Below are 16,149 nucleotides of genomic sequence, written 5' to 3' on the forward strand. Positions count from 1 at the left end.
ACAATCCCTGTGCAACCGTGCAATTTTCGAACTCAACGGTTTACTTTGGGGCACCCTCTGGTATTTTGCGCCGATATATTTCTGGCCGAACAGATGTTTTGCGCCTTCCGAAACCCCACAAATCCGATCCTAGGGAGGCCACATGGTCCGTCTTGATATTATTTCCGACCCTATTTGTCCTTGGTGCTATGTCGGCAAAGCTAACCTCGACCGTGCGTTAACTGAAAACCCAAATCATCCGTTCTCCATCGAATGGCACCCATATCAGCTCAATCCGGATATGCCGCTTGAGGGCATGGATCGGCGTGCGTATCTAGAGGGTAAATTCGGCGGTAAAGAAGGCGCAGTGACGGCCTATGCGCCGCTTGTAAAAGCCGCCGAAGCGGCTGGCTTGACGCTCAATCTTGAGAGCATCAAAACGACACCCAATACCATCAATGCGCACCGTCTTATTCACTGGGCGGGTCTTGAAGATCGTCAAATCGCCGTAGTTTCTGCGCTTTTTAAGGCGTATTTCGTTGACGGCCGCAATATTGGCGACACGGATGTCCTCGCGGATATCGCGGATTCCGTTGGCATGGATGCCGCCGTTGTGCGCCGCTTGTTAGAGGGCGATCAAGACATCCAAGACATCCAAGACCGCGACAAACACAGTCGCGAAATGGGCGTCACCGGCGTGCCTTGCTTTATTGTAGCAGGGCAACACGCCGTTCCCGGAGCGCAACCGCCAGAAGTCTGGGCCAAGGTCATCGCCGACATCAACGCACAGTCCGCCCAAGAGGCCAAAGACTAGTATTTTCAGCTTCTCGCGCACGCCAGCGCGGAAAGCATTCCTATTAAATTAGCTCCCTGCTGATTACCCCTTCAGAAAGCACACACCATGGCTTCCAAACGCCTTGCCCTCCCCGAATTTGTGTCCCTTGTGGCCATGCTCTTTGCCATGATCGCGTTTTCGATTGACGCCATGCTGCCCGGTTTGCCGATGATGGGGCTCGAATTGACCCCCGATGCGCCAAATCGGATCATGCTGGTTGTCCTTGTTTTTGTACTGGGCATGGGCAGCGGGACGTTTTTCGCAGGCGCGCTTTCTGATGCGTTTGGCCGCAAAACAGTGATCTTGCTTGGGGTCGGAATCTACCTTCTTGGTGCATTGATTTCCTATTGGTCTCAATCCTTGGAAGTGCTCCTCGCGGCGCGTTTTCTGCAAGGTGTTGGTGCCTCTGGACCTCGGATCGCCGCCCTCGCCATGGTGCGGGACCTGTATCAAGGCTCCATGATGGCGCGCGTGATGTCGATTGCGATGACGATTTTCATGATCGTCCCGGCGATTGCACCGATGATCGGTCAAGCGATCATTTTCACCTTTGGCTGGCGCGCTGTTTTCGCCGCTTTTGCACTTGTTTCCTTCGTCGGAGGAATGTGGCTTTTGCTGCGTCAGGCAGAGACCCTCGCGCCAGAAAACAAACGGCCCTTGTCGCTGAAATCCTATTTTTCGGCGGTTGTGGAACTTTGCAAAAACCGCATCGTTATGATCTCAATGTTTGTCCAAACCCTTGTGATCACGTTCCTTTTCTCAACGATTTCCTCCATCCAGCCAACCTTTGAAATGGCCTATAGTCGGGGCGAGAGCTTTCCCTATTATTTCGCCGGTATCGCAGTGATTGCGGGTATATCGAACGTCGTTAATGCGAAATTGGTGGTGCGTCTGGGGATGCGTAAACTGATCACCTCGGCCCTTACGTGCCATGTCATTATGATGAGCATCTTCCTCGCAATAATTGTGTTCTTTGCGATGCCGTTTTGGGTGTATCTTGGGCTTGTCACCGTCAATTTTCTCGTGCTCGGATTTTGCATGGGGAACCTGACTGCCCTCGCGCTTGAACCGATGGGCCATATCGCGGGGATGGCTTCGTCGATTACAGCGGGGATCTCGACGGTTCTCGGGGTGGTACTTGCGATTCCGATCACTCAGAACTTCGACGGAACCGCCTTTGCCCTCACCATTGGGTCTTTCTTGTGTGGTTTGGGATCATTGGGATTGATGATCTACCTTGGGCCACGTCCACCCGTCGAGGCTTAGGGTCCGCGCCGTAGCTCCGAAGGTGCAATCCCTTGGCTGCGCCGAAAAGCCCGCGAAAACGCATCGCTAGAACTATACCCAAAGGTGCGGGCGACCACCGCTATGCGCCCGCCCTCCTCTAGCGCTTCTCGGGCGCGTGCAATGCGAAAACTGCGCAGATAGGTGATCGGAGCTTCGCCCATAACCTCCCGAAATTGCGCCATAAAAACCGATCGCGACATGCCGGCTTCCTGTGCCAAATCCTCCGTACTCCACGCACGCCCTGGACGGAGATGCACCTGTGTCAAAGCTCGCGACAACCGCGCGTCCGACAGGGCCGCCCAGACCCCTTTATCCACGGTTCCCGTCTCAAGAGCCGCGCGCAAGAAGTGCACGATCAGAACCTGTGCATAGCCCGCCAACAGGCTGTCTTGACCACATCTGGGCGCGGAGATTTCCCCCACAAACAACGCAAGCAGCGGATGAAGCGCGTGGTCATTTGGAATGTGCATTTCAAAGCACCCAACCGAGGCCATCAAGGGGGCCACAGCCCCGCGCCCGCGTAAAACGATACTGGCCGCAACGGGTAAGGACGGATTTGCACCCGATTTCAAAACAAACCCATCCGCAGCCTTCATGACGTGAAAATCCGCATCCTCGTTGAAATGAGGCTGTACCCGCGAGATCTGTAAAGTTTGGATGAGGGCTGCAAGTTTGTCCAAAGTCAGGATTCCTGATCGGGTAAAAGAGATTTATCCGACATTAACTCCTGTATAAGAAGGAGGTCAAGCTTTTCAAAGGAACCAAAATGCTTATACCTCGCCAAAAAACCCCAAACCTTACGCTTCCCCTCGTTGGTGGCGGCACGTTCGACCTTGCCACTGACGGCGCAGACCTTGGGACCGTGATTTGCTTCTTTCGCGGCCTTCATTGCCCCGTTTGCGCGACCTACCTCAAAGAGTTGGAACGCCTGACGCCCGAGTTCGCAAAACGTGGTGTGAAAACCGTCGCAGTTTCGTCAGATGGGCTGGAGCGCAGCACGTCGATGGTAGAAAAAATCAGCGCAGATACGTTGCGCGTGGCCTATGACTTGCCGCTGCAAGAAGCCCGCGATTGGGGCCTGTATATCTCGACGTCGCGCGGAAAAACCTCCATCGGCATCGAAGAACCAGCCCTGTTTTCAGAACCAGGGTTGTTCCTCGTCAACAAGGACGGCTCCCTATTCTATCTGGCGGTGCAGTCCATGCCCTTCACCCGTCCGCATTTTTCCGAACTTCTTGCGGCCGTCGATTTCGCGATTGATAAAAGCTATCCAGCGCGCGGTGAATACACCGGCGCGGTTTAAGAAAGGCTCCCGCCGAACGCACGGCACATCAAGATGCTTGGCCCCCGTTGGGCCAAGCATCGCTCCGCTCGGCAGGCGCAAGTTGCCCGACTAGCTTTTTGGTTTGGTCCGCTTTTTCTCGGCGATAAGTTTCTCCGCAAGGTCTTTTGCAACCCCAAAGGCGCCGCGGATTTTATCGTTTTCATTGGCCCATTCACGTTGCACAACGATTTTGTTGTCGCGCACTTTGGCATTCCCTTTTTGATCCGATATGAACTCCACCAGACCTTGGGGCGAGGCAAATTTATCGTTATGGAATTGGATAGTCACGCCTTTAGGCCCTGCATCCAGCTTGGCGATCCCTGCCCGTTTACACATTGCTTTAATGCGCACCACCAGCAGCAAAGTGTTTACTTCGCGTGGTAATTTCCCAAATCTATCAATGAGTTCGGCGGCGAAGCCTTCAAGCTCAACCTTCAACGTGAGACCAGACAGGCGACGGTACAGACCCAAACGCACATCCAAATCGGGCACGTAGGTTTCGGGGATCAGAACCGGAACGCCAAGGTTGATCTGTGGTGCCCATTGATCGTTGTCATCCGAAAGCCCCTCGCCTGCACCGGATCGAATATTGGCAATCGCTTCTTCTAACATCGCTTGGTAGAGTTCAAACCCGACTTCGCGCACATGTCCCGACTGGGCCTCGCCCAACAAGTTGCCCGCGCCGCGAATGTCCAGATCTTGGCTCGCCAGAGTGAAGCCCGCGCCCAGACTGTCCAGACTTCCCAAAACCCGCAACCGTTTCTCGGCTGTTGGCGTCAGGGGCATACGCGGTTTGGTGGTGAGATAGGCATAGGCACGGGTCTTGCTGCGGCCCACACGACCACGAATTTGGTACAATTGCGCCAACCCGAACATATCGGCGCGATGCACAACGAGCGTGTTGGCGGTGGGAATATCCAAGCCGCTTTCAACAATCGTGGTCGCGACGAGCACATCATATTTCCCATCGTAAAACGCATTCATCCGGTCATCAAGTTCGCCTGCTGCCATCTGGCCATGGGCCACGACATAGCTGACTTCGGGCAGTTGGGTGCGCAAGAAATCCTCGACTTCGGGCAGGTCCGCAATACGGGGCACCACGTAAAAACTCTGGCCACCGCGATAGTGTTCGCGCAGAAAACCTTCGCGAATGGTGACGCTGTCAAACTCGCTCACATAGGTATGAATTGCCAAGCGGTCGACGGGCGGTGTGCCGATAATCGACAAATCCCGCACGCCAGACAAGCTCATTTGTAGGGTGCGCGGAATGGGCGTGGCTGTGAGGGTGAGCACGTGGATATCGGTGCGCATCTCTTTGAGGCGCTCTTTGTGGCTTACACCGAAACGTTGTTCTTCATCAATCACCAGCAAGCCAAGGTTCTGAAAACGCACGGTTTTAGCGAGCAACGCATGGGTGCCAATGACGATATCGGCGGTGCCACGCTTGATGGATTCGCGGGTGTTGTGGGCTTCTTTTGCGCCGACAAATCGGCTCAACTGGTGCACTTCAATCGGGAAGCCACGGAAGCGTTCGGCGAAGCTTTTGTAGTGTTGGCGCGCGAGCAAAGTGGTGGGCGCAATAACGGCAACTTGGGCGCCGGACATCGCCGCAACAAAGGCCGCACGCATTGCAACTTCGGTTTTGCCAAAGCCCACGTCGCCACAAATCAGACGGTCCATCGGGCGGCCACTTTCCATGTCGTCTAAGGTGTCGTGGATGGCCGACAATTGATCGTCGGTTTCGGTATAGGGGAAGCGTGCGGCGAAGGCGTCCCACATGCCATCGGGCGGCGACATGATGGGGGCGCGGCGCAGGGCGCGTTCGGCGGCAATGCGGATAAGTTTCTCGGCAACCGCGCGAATACGCTCTTTGAGTTTGGCTTTCTTGGCCTGCCACGCGCCGCCACCAAGCTTGTCGAGCATGCCTTCGTCATGGCCGTAGCGACTTAAAAGCTCAATATTTTCAACGGGTAAGTACAGACGATCGCCACCCGCGTACTCCAACAGCAAACACTCATGGGGTGCACCCATGGCGGTGATTGTCTCAAGCCCTGTGAAGCGCCCAACCCCGTGATCCACGTGCACAACAAGGTCGCCCGCAGAGAGGCTTTGAGTTTCGGTCAGGAAATTATCGGCGCGGCGACGGCGTTTGGTGGAGCGGATAAGACGGTCGCCCAGCACGTCCTGCTCGGAAATAACCGTCAATCCTTCGGCATAAAAACCCTGTTCCAGCGGCCAAACTGCTAGAAATACACCGCCTTTGCCGTCCGGAATATCACGAAAATCTTTGATCAGTTGTGCGCCTTCAACACCCTCATCCGCAATCAACCCCTCTAGTCGTTCGCGCGCCCCTTCCGAGAAACTGGCGACAACGACTTGATCGGACTTGCGGCGTTCGTTGATATGTTGGCCGAGCGCTTCGAACAGGTTTGCGTTTTCGAGTTGACGTTCAGGGCTGAAATTGCGTCCGATCCGCCCGCCCGCATCCACAACGCCGTGACCTGTGGATTGCGGCAGGATCGCGAGGGTAACGACGCGGTGGTTCTCTACAGCTTTGCCCCAGACCACATCATCGAGATACAGTTTTTCGGGCGGACAAGGCTTGTACACACTATCGAGCCGCATTTTTGCGGACATCGCGAGGCGGCGCGTTTCATATTGGTCTACGATCCCGTCCCAACGCGCCAAACGCGCCGGACCGACTTGATCGTCAAGCACCACAGAAGCTGTTGGAATATAATCAAAAAGGGTCTCAAGACAGTCGTAGAAAAACGGCAACCAATGCTCAACACCTTGATGTTTGCGCCCAGCGGAAACCGCCTCATAAAGCGGGTCATCGGTGCCCGCCGCGCCAAATTCAGTCCGGTAATTCTGGCGAAAACTGGTAATCGCGGTGTCGTCCAGAATAACTTCGGAGACGGGCGCGAGTTCGATGTTTTTGATGGTGTCGGTGGTGCGCTGGGTTTCGGCGTCGAAGCGGCGCAAACCGTCTAGCGTATCACCAAAGAAATCCATCCGAATGGGGCCGGTATCGCCGGGAGGAAAGATGTCGATAATGCCGCCGCGCACCGCATAATCGCCGGGTTCAGTAACGGTTGGCGCTTGGGTGAAGCCCATCCGCACCAGAAACGCTCGTAACTGGTCGATATTGATGCGCTCGCCAACCTGTGCCGAAAACGCCGCTTTGCGTAAAACATCACGCGCAGGGACAAATTGCGTAGCCGCAGAAAGCGTTGTCAGAAGGATAAAGCGTTTGGGCATGTCATGCACGAGGGCGGCCAAAACCGCCATCCGCGCCGCCGAGGTATCGGCGTTGGGCGACATACGATCAAACGGCAAACAATCCCACGCGGGAAAGCTCAAAACCGCTGTGTCAGGCGCAAAAAAAGCAAGCGCTGCCTTTAGCGCCGCAAGCCGCTTTGCATCGCGTGCCACATGGATAACCGCGCCGTTGGATTTGGCCAATTCCGCCAACAAAAGATGCGCGTCATAGCCTTCGGGCGCCCCGCTTTGGGTTATGTGCTTGGGCGTTGAAATGGCCACATCGTTCTCCGACCCCATGAGGGGTTATTTTATAATTAGTTGAACAAAACGCTGTAGTTCATGTTCTGGGCCATGCCCCACATTGCGGTCGTAAAGATAGAGAGAACGCCGAGGAGCTGTACATAAATACGGTGGCGCATCAAATGCTTCACAAGGGCGAGGCCCTCTGGTTTTTTTTCGTCAATAAGGCGCGCTGTCGAAATCGAAATAAGTCCGACGATCGACATGGGGAACAGCAAAAGGAACACCGCTTGGGCGAATTCGACATTGTAGTAGAAACCCAGCATGGCAAGGCCTGTGAGCACAAAACAGCTAAATCCAAGCAGCCAAAGTCCGGACACCGAGGAGATATACAGGATGCGATTGCAACTAATCCGCGTGAGGGCCTGAAGATCATCCATCGCCTCGCCGCCGCGTTTCTTCGCCCGTTGAATCATATCCAGCGGCACACCCAAAACCCAATGGCTGGCCGAGGACCAAATCACAGCGAGGCCAATCCAGTACCAAAGGTTAGAAAATGAGCGTAAATCAATCAGTTCACGAACTGTGGCGTACAAGTCCAAGGGGCATTCCTTCATCAGAGTCGCATGCCATTTGGCAAGAACTGCGACATTATATCGGGCTTACGCTGATTCCTACCCTTGAGTGACGGGAAAATCCATGCCAACCAAGGACATGAATTGCATGAGGACGTAAAAATGCCGACAATTATTGCCCCTTTCCCGACCGCGCGCCTGCGCCGCTTGAAAAAATCGCCTGCGTTGCGGGCTTTGGTGCGGGAAAATACGTTGTCGCCCGCCGATTTTATTTGGCCAGTTTTTGTGGTCGCTGGCGAAAATACGCGCCAACCAATTGAAAGCATGCCCGGCGTTGAGCGCCTTTCGGTGGATTTAATCGTCGAGGCCGCCCGCGAGGCCGCCGATCTGGGTATTTCCGCGATCTGCCTGTTCCCCTATACTGATGCGTCTCTGAAAACCGAGGATTGCGCCGAAGCGTGGAATCCGGACAACTTGACCAATCGGGCGATCCGCGCAATAAAATCTGCCGTTCCAGAAATCGCTGTGATGACGGATATCGCCTTGGATCCCTATAATATCAACGGCCATGATGGCTATGTTGTGGACGGCGAAATCGTCAATGACGCAACCGTTGAGGCCTTGGTGAAAATGGCCCTCGCACAGGCCGACGCGGGCGCGGATATTCTGGGCCCGTCGGATATGATGGACGGGCGTATTGGCGCAATCCGCACCGCCCTTGAGGCCGCAGGACACCAAAACGTAACGATCCTGTCCTATGCTGCGAAATACGCCAGTGCGTTTTATGGCCCGTTTCGCGATGCAGTTGGCGCTTCTGGTGCGCTCAAAGGCGACAAAAATACCTATCAAATGGATCCCGCAAACAGCGACGAAGCCCTGCGCCTTGTGGCCCGCGATCTGGCCGAGGGCGCGGATATGGTCATGGTCAAACCGGGCATGGTGTATTTAGATATTTGCCACCGCGTAAAATCCGAATTCGGCGTGCCGACCTTTGCTTATCAAGTGTCCGGCGAATACGCGATGCAAATGGCGGCGTCACAAAACGGCTGGATTGACGGCGACAAAGCCATGATCGAAAGCCTTATGGCCTTTAAGCGCGCAGGTTGTGACGGCATTCTAACCTACTTTGCCCCGCGCGCAGCACGGCTTTTAGCCGGACGTTAAATCGGCACATTTTCGCATTTTTTCGCAACACATACCTATATATAATGACAATATTATGGGACTCCCCTATAGTTTTGAACAAGATCGGGTGTGACCCGACACTAAAAATGGTTTCCAACACGTGTTTGGGACCAACAATTGAGGAATGAAGCAATGAAAACACCAACGCATTTTGAGCGGCTTTCGCGTCGCGGCTTTCTGCTGACAGCAGGTGCTGCTGCGGCAACGACAGCGGCCTGTGGCAATGGCGTGGGCAACGATGGTGCCGCCGTATTGGACCTACAAGTCGACGCTACCGTACGTCATATGTACGCAACGTATCCCGGAACTGTTGACCTTGGCGCAAAATCCACGGGGATGCTGGTAATGCCTGTGGTGACCAAAGCGGGCTTAGGCGTGGGGGGATCGTTTGGCAAAGGCGCGCTGCGCATCAACGACGCGACCGTCGACTACTATTCTGCGACATCCGCCTCGGTTGGCTTTCAAATTGGTGCACAACAACTCGCCTATGTGTTGTTCTTTATGACCGAACCTGCGTTGAACAAATTCCGCGGCGCAAGCGGTTGGGCCGCAGGTGCCGACATCGAATATGCCGTAAATGACAAAGGCAGCAATCTGTCGGTTGCGACAACAACCTCCAATGCGCCAGTGATCGCCGTAGTCTTTGGCCAAGCGGGCTTGATGGCGGGCGCGACGCTCGAAGGATCAAAATACTCGCGCATCATCCCATAAGGGTTTGAGATGTAATAAAAAAGGCGGCTCATGTGAGCCGCCTTTTTTTATGACCGAAGGGAAAAAATTCACCCCATATGGCGCAAACGTTTCAACAAGCTTGAGGTGTCCCAACGATTGCCACCAAGTTTCTGCACGTCTTTGTAGAACTGATCGACAAGCGCGGTCATCGGCAAGCTCGCACCGTTCTCATCCGCCGTATCAAGGCAAATCCCAAGGTCTTTGCGCATCCAATCCACCGCAAACCCGTGATCATATTCATCGGCTAACATGGTTTTATAACGGTTCTGCATCTGCCAGCTTCCAGCAGCGCCCGCCGAGATCGTCTCGATCACCGCCTCGCCATCCAGGCCCGCTTTTTCCGCAAAATGCAGCGCCTCGGAAAGCCCTTGAACGACCCCAGCGATACAGATTTGATTGACCATTTTCGTCAATTGCCCTGCCCCGTTTTCGCCCAAACGACGACAAACCTTGGCATAGACCTGCATGATGGGTTCGGCCGCATCATATTTATCCTGATCACCGCCACACATCACCGAAAGTGCGCCGTTTTCGGCACCTGCTTGGCCGCCGGACACGGGCGCATCGACAAATCCAATGCCGGATTCTGCGGCAATCGCGTAAAGTTCGCGGGTGACGGCCGCCGAAACCGTGGTGTGGTCAACGAAAATCGCGCCCTCCGCCATCGATTGAAACGCCCCGTCTGGCCCCGTGCAAACTGCGCGTAAATCATCGTCATTCCCCACGCAGGAAATCACAAAGTCTGCACCCTTGGCAGCAAGCGCGGGTGTCGGCGCAAAATTGCCACCGTGTTGCTTGGCCCAAGCCTCGGCTTTAGCGGTTGTGCGGTTAAAAACTGTTACCTCATGCCCCGCCGCCGCAAGATGTCCTGCCATGGGATAGCCCATAACGCCTAGACCCAAGAAAGTGATTTTCGCCATAGCTTTTCTCCCAAAGTTTTTTCGCGTAGACACTGGAAACCCATCGGAATTCCATGCCGAGTCTCTTTGGGGCAGACCTTAATGTATACAATCCGCGCGTCAACCTGGAGCCGTCATGTCGACCTTTGTTAAATGGCTTACCCGTCTATTTCTGGCTCTTGCGACCTTGATCGCATTGGCTTTTTTCAGCGTTTACTACTTGGCCAGCCGTTCCATTCCCGAATATGACGCCGATTATGTTGTGACCGGAATCACGGGCGACGTCGAAATTATCCGTGACAACGCCAGTGTGCCTCATATTTTTGGCGCAACCGACGAGGACGTCTATTTCGGCCTTGGATTCGCCCATGCACAGGATCGCTTATGGCAAATGGTTCTGATGCGCCGCACCGCTGAAGGCCGCTTGTCGGAGCTTTTTGGGGAACGCGCTTTGCAAGTCGACGACCTAATGCGCCGCCTTGATATCTATGACTTGGCCAAACGCTCGGTGCGCGACCAAGATCCCGAAACTACGCTGGCGCTCAATGCCTATGCGCGGGGCGTCAACAGTTGGCTTGCGCAAATCAATACGGGGGCGTTGGGACGTGGCGCGCCGGAATTTTTCCTGTTTCCCACAGCCATTGCCCCGTGGACTCCCGCGGATTCCATCGCCGTTGGGAAAATAATGGCGCTGGAATTTTCAGGCCAGCTTGAAGATGAAATTTTGCGCACGCGGGCGATTTTGGCCCTCCCCAAAGAGCGGGTCAAAGACCTGTTGCCCGATCCCTTGGGCATGCCGATCAACGCGTTGCCAGAATACACCAGCCTGTTCCCCAAGTCTGAATACCCGATCTATGCGCAATTCGCGGAACCTCTCGACCCGATGATCGCGGCCCTTACGCCGTTCAAAAAACGCGCTTTTGCAGGCGCGTCGAACGCTTGGGCCGCCGCGCCATCGCGTTCAGCGGCGGGAGCGACACTGCTCGCCAACGATCCGCATTTGGGCTTTTCCGCGCCATCGATCTGGTATCTTGCACGGATCGAGTTGCAACAGGGCGGCATCATTGGCGCCTCAATTCCGGGCGTCCCTGTGATCCTCTCTGGGCGCTCGGACTACATCGGTTGGGGGCTGACGGCAGCGTTCATGGACGATCAAGACCTGTTTATTGAGCAGCTCAACCCCGAAGACTCCGAGGAATACCTGACGCCCACCGGATACAAACGTTTTGAAATTCGCCAAACCATCGTCCATGTGAAGGACAGCGCACCGCGTACCCTAACTTTGCGTTGGACTGAAAATGGCCCTGTCCTACCGCCAAGCCACTATAATGTCGGGAAAATCACCCCCCAAGGCCACGTCGCCACCCTTGGTTGGACCGCGCTTTCAGCGCATGACACCTCCGTGAGCGCCTTGATGAAGCTGATGAAATCCAAAACCATCGACGAGGCCATTGCCGCAGGCGAAACCTATATCGGCAGTGCGCAAAACGTGACGTTGGTGGACGGCAAGGAAATTGCTCTCAAGACCTTCGGCGCGGCCCCGCGTCGCGCCTATAACCACCAAACCCAAGGCCGCACACCGGCCCCCGGATGGCTGGAAAACAACCGTTGGCAAGGGCGCATGCCCTATAGTTTCAACCCCGAATTCCGTGAACCTGCGGGGGGTATTTTGGGCAATACCAACAACCAGATTATCGACCGTCCCTTCCCCAATCATATAAGTTTTTACTGGGGGGATACCGAACGCATTGAGCGTTGGAAAAAGCTGATGCAAAACCGCGAAGTCCACACCCGCGAGAGTTTCATCGAAGGCCAGCTTGATACCGTGAGCTATACCGCGCGCCGCATTCTGCCGTTGATTGCCGCCGATCTATGGTTTTCCGGCGCACAGGCTCCGGACGGCACCATCGAACGCCGCCGCCAAATCGCGCTCGATCTTTTGGCAAATTGGAACGGGGAAATGAATGAACACCTCCCAGAACCGCTGATCTATGCCGCATGGATGCGGGCCCTGCAAAAAAGGTTAATCCAAGACGAACTTGGCCCGCTTGCCGATGAGTTCACCCACGTCAATCCCGTGTTTATCGACCGCGTTTACCGCGATACCGACGGCGCGAGCGCGTGGTGTGACATCGTGCAATCCACCCAGCCCGAGAATTGCAAGGACCTCGCGCGGATTGCCTTGGACGATGCGCTTTTATGGCTAGACCAGACCTATGGTTCCGCGTTGACGTCGTTGCGTTGGGGGGATGCGCATCAGGCCACCCACGACCATGCTGTCCTAGGTAAAACGCCTATTCTCAAATGGTTCGTCAATATTCGCCAAAGCACTTCAGGCGGCGATAACACCCTTATGATGGGCCTCACCTCGGGCACGGAAGACGAACCGTTTTCCAATGTTCAAGGGGCGGGCTATCGTGGTGTTTATGATTTCGCAGACCCTGACAGTTCTGTTTTCATCATCGCAACGGGGCAATCGGGCCATCCGTTAAGTCGCCATTATGATGATATGGGGCAACTTTGGCGCCGTGGGGAATACCTCCCGATGAGCCTTGATCCCGCCCTCGCGCGTGCGGGTTCCGTTGGGATTGCAACCTTGAGTCCGGAACCAAAGTAACGGAATAGGACGCGCCAAATTCATGGCGCGTCACTTTACATATCGCGGAAGTTTTTCTCTTGGCGTGCGGTCCAGTGAACCTTGAGGTGGAACCCGTCTTCGCCTTGGGTCTCAGCCTCGACCAAGCCCTCTGAAAACAGCCACGCGCGTTTTTTACCGTCGCTATACGGCAGCACAAGATCACGGTAGGTTTTGGGATCGGTTAGCGCTTCGGACACCGCATCAAGCAGCGCCTCAATGCCTTGGCCTGTAATCGACGAGGTGGCAAAAATTGCCTCTTCGCGCTCGGATTTGGCAAGAATACCCTCTTGTTCTTGGGCGTCCAAAAGATCGACTTTGTTCCACACTTCAATCAACGGCGTCTCCTTAGACACGCCAAGATCGGTCATGATGGTTGTCACATCGCGCGATTGCTGATCGGTCAACGGATGCGAAATATCGCGCACGTGCAAAATCAAATCGGCCTCAAGAACTTCTTCCAAAGTGGCACGGAATGACGCGACCAATTGTGTGGGAAGTTCGGAAATAAAACCAACCGTATCCGAGAGGATAATCGTTCTGCCGGACGGTAATTCAACCGAACGCATGGTTGGGTCAAGCGTGGCGAACAACATGTCCTTCGCAAAGACATTGGCCCCCGTTAAGCGATTAAAAAGCGTAGATTTCCCTGCGTTCGTGTAGCCAACCAAGGCCACCACAGGGAACGGTACGCGTGCGCGTGATTGCCGATGCAAGGCGCGGGTGCGGACAACTTTTTCAAGCTGGCGTTTGAGATTTTGGATGCGTTCATCAAGAGCACGACGGTCGGCCTCGACCTGCGTTTCCCCCGGTCCGCCCACAAATCCAAGCCCGCCACGTTGCCGCTCAAGGTGGGTCCATGCCCGCACAAGACGGGTGCGTTGGTACGACAATGCTGCCACTTCAACCTGCAACACACCCTCACGGGTACGCGCCCGATCCGAGAAAATCTCAAGGATCAAACCCGTGCGGTCGAGGATTTTGACGTTCCACTCTTCTTCGAGGTTGCGCTGTTGAACGGGCGTTAACGTACCGTCAATGATGACGAGATCAACATGGGTTTCCAAAAACTGTTGTTTAAGCTCTTCGGTTTTGCCTTTGCCAAACAACCACCCAGCCCGAATCTTGGGAACGGGTACAATTGTCGCTCCGACAACATCGGTTTCGGGCATCGCCTCAGCGAGAGAAACCGCCTCTTGCAAAGCGAATTCTGGATCACGGCGAAAGCGGTCGTTACGCAAATCAGGATGCAGCACCCAAACCGGCGTTACGGACTTCTCGGGAATTTCTTCGCCCATTTTTGCCTATTCTTCGCCGTCGTAAAGGCTGATCGGCTGAGACGGCATGATTGTTGAAATCGCGTGTTTATACACCAGCTGAGATTGACCATCGCGACGCAAAAGCACGCAGAAATTGTCAAACCAAGTGATAACACCCTGAAGTTTCACACCGTTAATGAGGAAAATAGTAACTGGAACCTTTGTCTTGCGAACATGATTCAGAAAGGCGTCTTGTAAATTCTGTTTGTCGGCAGCCATTGTTTTATAGCCTTTTTTCTTGTTTTTATATGCCAGCACTAAAGGCTGTTTCGGTCTTATCTGCCAGTATGACTATCCATGCGTATAGTTTCTAGTGCAAAAAAAGCATCAAAATTTATGAAATGGTAATTTTGCCGCTATCGACGCCATGTGTCGGGGTTTAAAAGCGCGATAACGGCAAGGGTTTCGAGCCGTCCCACCACCATTGCCGCCCCTAAAACCAGCTTTACCGTGGGTGACAAGGTCGCATAAGAAATCGGTATTTCCGTCACGACATTTGCCAAGGGTCCAGTTGTCGTTAGCGCCGCGATTGTCAAAATCAGCGCATTGTCGAAACCAACACCGTTATAGGCCAAGAGCAGCATCACGAAGGACACCGAGAGGGCAAACAGCATGAAGAAAATCCACGCAACATAAGCCCCACGCCGCCGTAAATGGCGCACCGCAGGCCCCGATCCCGCGACACTTGTGGGATGGATAATCCGTTCAATTTCGCGCTGCCCGTTTTTATAAAGCGCATAAATCCGCAACAACTTCACTCCGCCCGCCGTGGTGGCCACACCGCCACCAACCATCGCCAAGCCAAGCGGAATAAGCCCCGGTGTCGCGAGGCCCGACCACCGGCTCGCTTGCGTCCAAGAGGCGCTCTCAAAACCTGTGGTCGAAAGGAAAGAAACCGTCGTAAAGATGCTCCCCCAAAGGGCCGAGAGCGCTTGGCGCGCATCCTCTACCGATTGTTCTTCGAGGGCACCAAACCAATGGCGCATAAAAATCAGCGACGGTACCGCCATAATAAGAAAGGTCGCAATGCGGATTTCAGGATCGGTTTTGAGAACATTGATGCTGCGGGCCTTCATATCAGACGAAAAAGTCAGGCGTGACAGGGCAAAACACATGCCAATCAGGACGACAAATTCGCCAAACCCCGCGGATGAGTTGTTTTGCATACCGCCCGTGGCCGAAATCCCGCTGGTTGCAAAGGTCGACATTGAGTGAATAAGCGCCCCAAAAGGTCGGTCACCCGCGATAATTAAAAAGACCCAAAATACCGCCGTTAACCCGCTGTAGATCGGGAGGAGTCGAAGGGCAGCCCGTTGCAAACGCACGGAGCCACCGGCAACGCGGGAGATCTGGGACAGGCTCGATCCCGTTCCGTGCCGCCCCTCAGCCAAGACCTCAAATCCGCCGAGATTCAACGGCGCAAGGATGGCCACGGCACTAACCCAAACGAAAAACCCACCCAGCCACGCCACCAAAGCCCGCCATAAATGCACAGAACGGGGCAGTTGCGCTGGGTCGGCATATTGCGTCGCGCCCGTCGTCGTTATTGACGAAACCATCTCGAAATACGCTTCGCCAAACGTCGACGTCGTTACCGTTTGATGAAAGGGCACCGCGAGCATCATCGGCAGCAGCACAAAACACACAAAAAGCGACAGAAGATGAGAGCCCGTCTCATTACGCGGCTTATAATTTGCGGTTGCCAGCGCGATAATCAACGTAAAAATCAGGAACAACAACCCGCCGTAAAAGAAGACCCGCGCCGTTTGAAAATCACGCGTTGCCCCGGCGTGAAGCGCGGGTAAAAACATCGCCACCGATCCGATCCCCATCAGGATCACAAACAACGGCAGGCCAAGGATACGGGCTAACATG

At 54.7% G+C, this 16,149-nt stretch carries 13 protein-coding genes; 6 read left to right on the forward strand and 7 right to left on the reverse strand.

The annotated features are described in order from the left end of the window. Window positions 1–142: 142 nt before the first annotated feature. A complete protein-coding gene (locus AB9F29_RS10880) occupies window positions 143–793 on the forward strand; it encodes a DsbA family protein (RefSeq protein WP_369755700.1) in 651 nt (216 codons plus the stop codon). Window positions 794–880: 87 nt separating this feature from the next. After that, entirely contained in the window at window positions 881–2,080 is a 1,200-nt protein-coding gene (locus AB9F29_RS10885; RefSeq protein ID WP_369755701.1) for an MFS transporter, read from the forward strand. Here the strand turns inward: AB9F29_RS10885 and AB9F29_RS10890 are convergent. Beyond that, window positions 2,077–2,781 (reverse strand): helix-turn-helix transcriptional regulator, encoded by a 705-nt coding sequence (locus tag AB9F29_RS10890; protein WP_369755702.1) that lies wholly within the window; start codon window positions 2,779–2,781, stop codon window positions 2,077–2,079. The two genes, AB9F29_RS10885 and AB9F29_RS10890, sit on opposite strands and share 4 nt — an antisense overlap. A gap of 86 nt (window positions 2,782–2,867) precedes the next feature. Between AB9F29_RS10890 and AB9F29_RS10895 the strand changes: the two genes are divergently transcribed. Then, complete coding sequence (locus AB9F29_RS10895; protein ID WP_039003560.1) at window positions 2,868–3,404, forward strand: peroxiredoxin-like family protein; 537 nt, start codon at window positions 2,868–2,870, stop codon at window positions 3,402–3,404. 90 nt (window positions 3,405–3,494) lie between these two features. Here AB9F29_RS10895 and mfd read toward each other — a convergent pair whose 3' ends face one another. Continuing rightward, complete coding sequence (mfd, locus tag AB9F29_RS10900; RefSeq protein WP_369755703.1) at window positions 3,495–6,986, reverse strand: transcription-repair coupling factor; 3,492 nt, start codon at window positions 6,984–6,986, stop codon at window positions 3,495–3,497. Between the two features lie 17 nt (window positions 6,987–7,003). Continuing rightward, window positions 7,004–7,531 carry a component of SufBCD complex gene (locus tag AB9F29_RS10905; RefSeq protein ID WP_369755704.1) on the reverse strand — a complete coding sequence of 176 codons (528 nt, stop codon included), beginning with the start codon at window positions 7,529–7,531 and terminating at the stop codon, window positions 7,004–7,006. A 135-nt stretch (window positions 7,532–7,666) separates the two neighbouring features. On the opposite strand from AB9F29_RS10905, the gene hemB reads away from it, so the two are divergent. Further along, the gene (hemB, locus tag AB9F29_RS10910; RefSeq protein ID WP_335585540.1) at window positions 7,667–8,668 is read left to right on the forward strand and encodes a porphobilinogen synthase; all 1,002 of its coding nucleotides are present in this window, start codon (window positions 7,667–7,669) and stop codon (window positions 8,666–8,668) included. Between the two features lie 153 nt (window positions 8,669–8,821). Then, window positions 8,822–9,400: a YSC84-related protein gene (locus AB9F29_RS10915; protein WP_039003558.1), complete on the forward strand. Its 579-nt coding sequence runs from the start codon at window positions 8,822–8,824 to the stop codon at window positions 9,398–9,400. Window positions 9,401–9,468: 68 nt separating this feature from the next. On the opposite strand, the gene AB9F29_RS10920 is transcribed toward AB9F29_RS10915, so the two are convergent. Further along, the gene (locus AB9F29_RS10920) at window positions 9,469–10,374 is read right to left on the reverse strand and encodes an NAD(P)-dependent oxidoreductase (RefSeq protein WP_369755705.1); all 906 of its coding nucleotides are present in this window, start codon (window positions 10,372–10,374) and stop codon (window positions 9,469–9,471) included. Window positions 10,375–10,456: 82 nt separating this feature from the next. On the opposite strand from AB9F29_RS10920, the gene AB9F29_RS10925 reads away from it, so the two are divergent. Then, on the forward strand, window positions 10,457–12,937 hold the full coding sequence (locus tag AB9F29_RS10925; RefSeq protein ID WP_369755706.1) for a penicillin acylase family protein: 2,481 nt from the start codon (window positions 10,457–10,459) through the stop codon (window positions 12,935–12,937). A gap of 35 nt (window positions 12,938–12,972) precedes the next feature. Here the strand turns inward: AB9F29_RS10925 and hflX are convergent, their stop codons facing one another. The 3 genes from hflX to AB9F29_RS10940 form a co-directional block, all read right to left on the reverse strand. Further along, a complete protein-coding gene (hflX, locus tag AB9F29_RS10930; protein WP_369755707.1) occupies window positions 12,973–14,253 on the reverse strand; it encodes a GTPase HflX in 1,281 nt (426 codons plus the stop codon). A 6-nt stretch (window positions 14,254–14,259) separates the two neighbouring features. Continuing rightward, window positions 14,260–14,493 carry an RNA chaperone Hfq gene (gene hfq, locus AB9F29_RS10935; protein ID WP_039003554.1) on the reverse strand — a complete coding sequence of 78 codons (234 nt, stop codon included), beginning with the start codon at window positions 14,491–14,493 and terminating at the stop codon, window positions 14,260–14,262. Between the two features lie 137 nt (window positions 14,494–14,630). Then, window positions 14,631–16,148, reverse strand: a complete 1,518-nt coding sequence (locus tag AB9F29_RS10940; protein ID WP_369755708.1) for a TrkH family potassium uptake protein — start codon at window positions 16,146–16,148, stop codon at window positions 14,631–14,633. Between the last annotated feature and the right edge of the window lies 1 nt (window position 16,149).

This window comes from Falsihalocynthiibacter sp. S25ZX9 (assembly GCF_041205405.1).
GTDB classification, from domain to species: domain Bacteria; phylum Pseudomonadota; class Alphaproteobacteria; order Rhodobacterales; family Rhodobacteraceae; genus Falsihalocynthiibacter; species Falsihalocynthiibacter arcticus.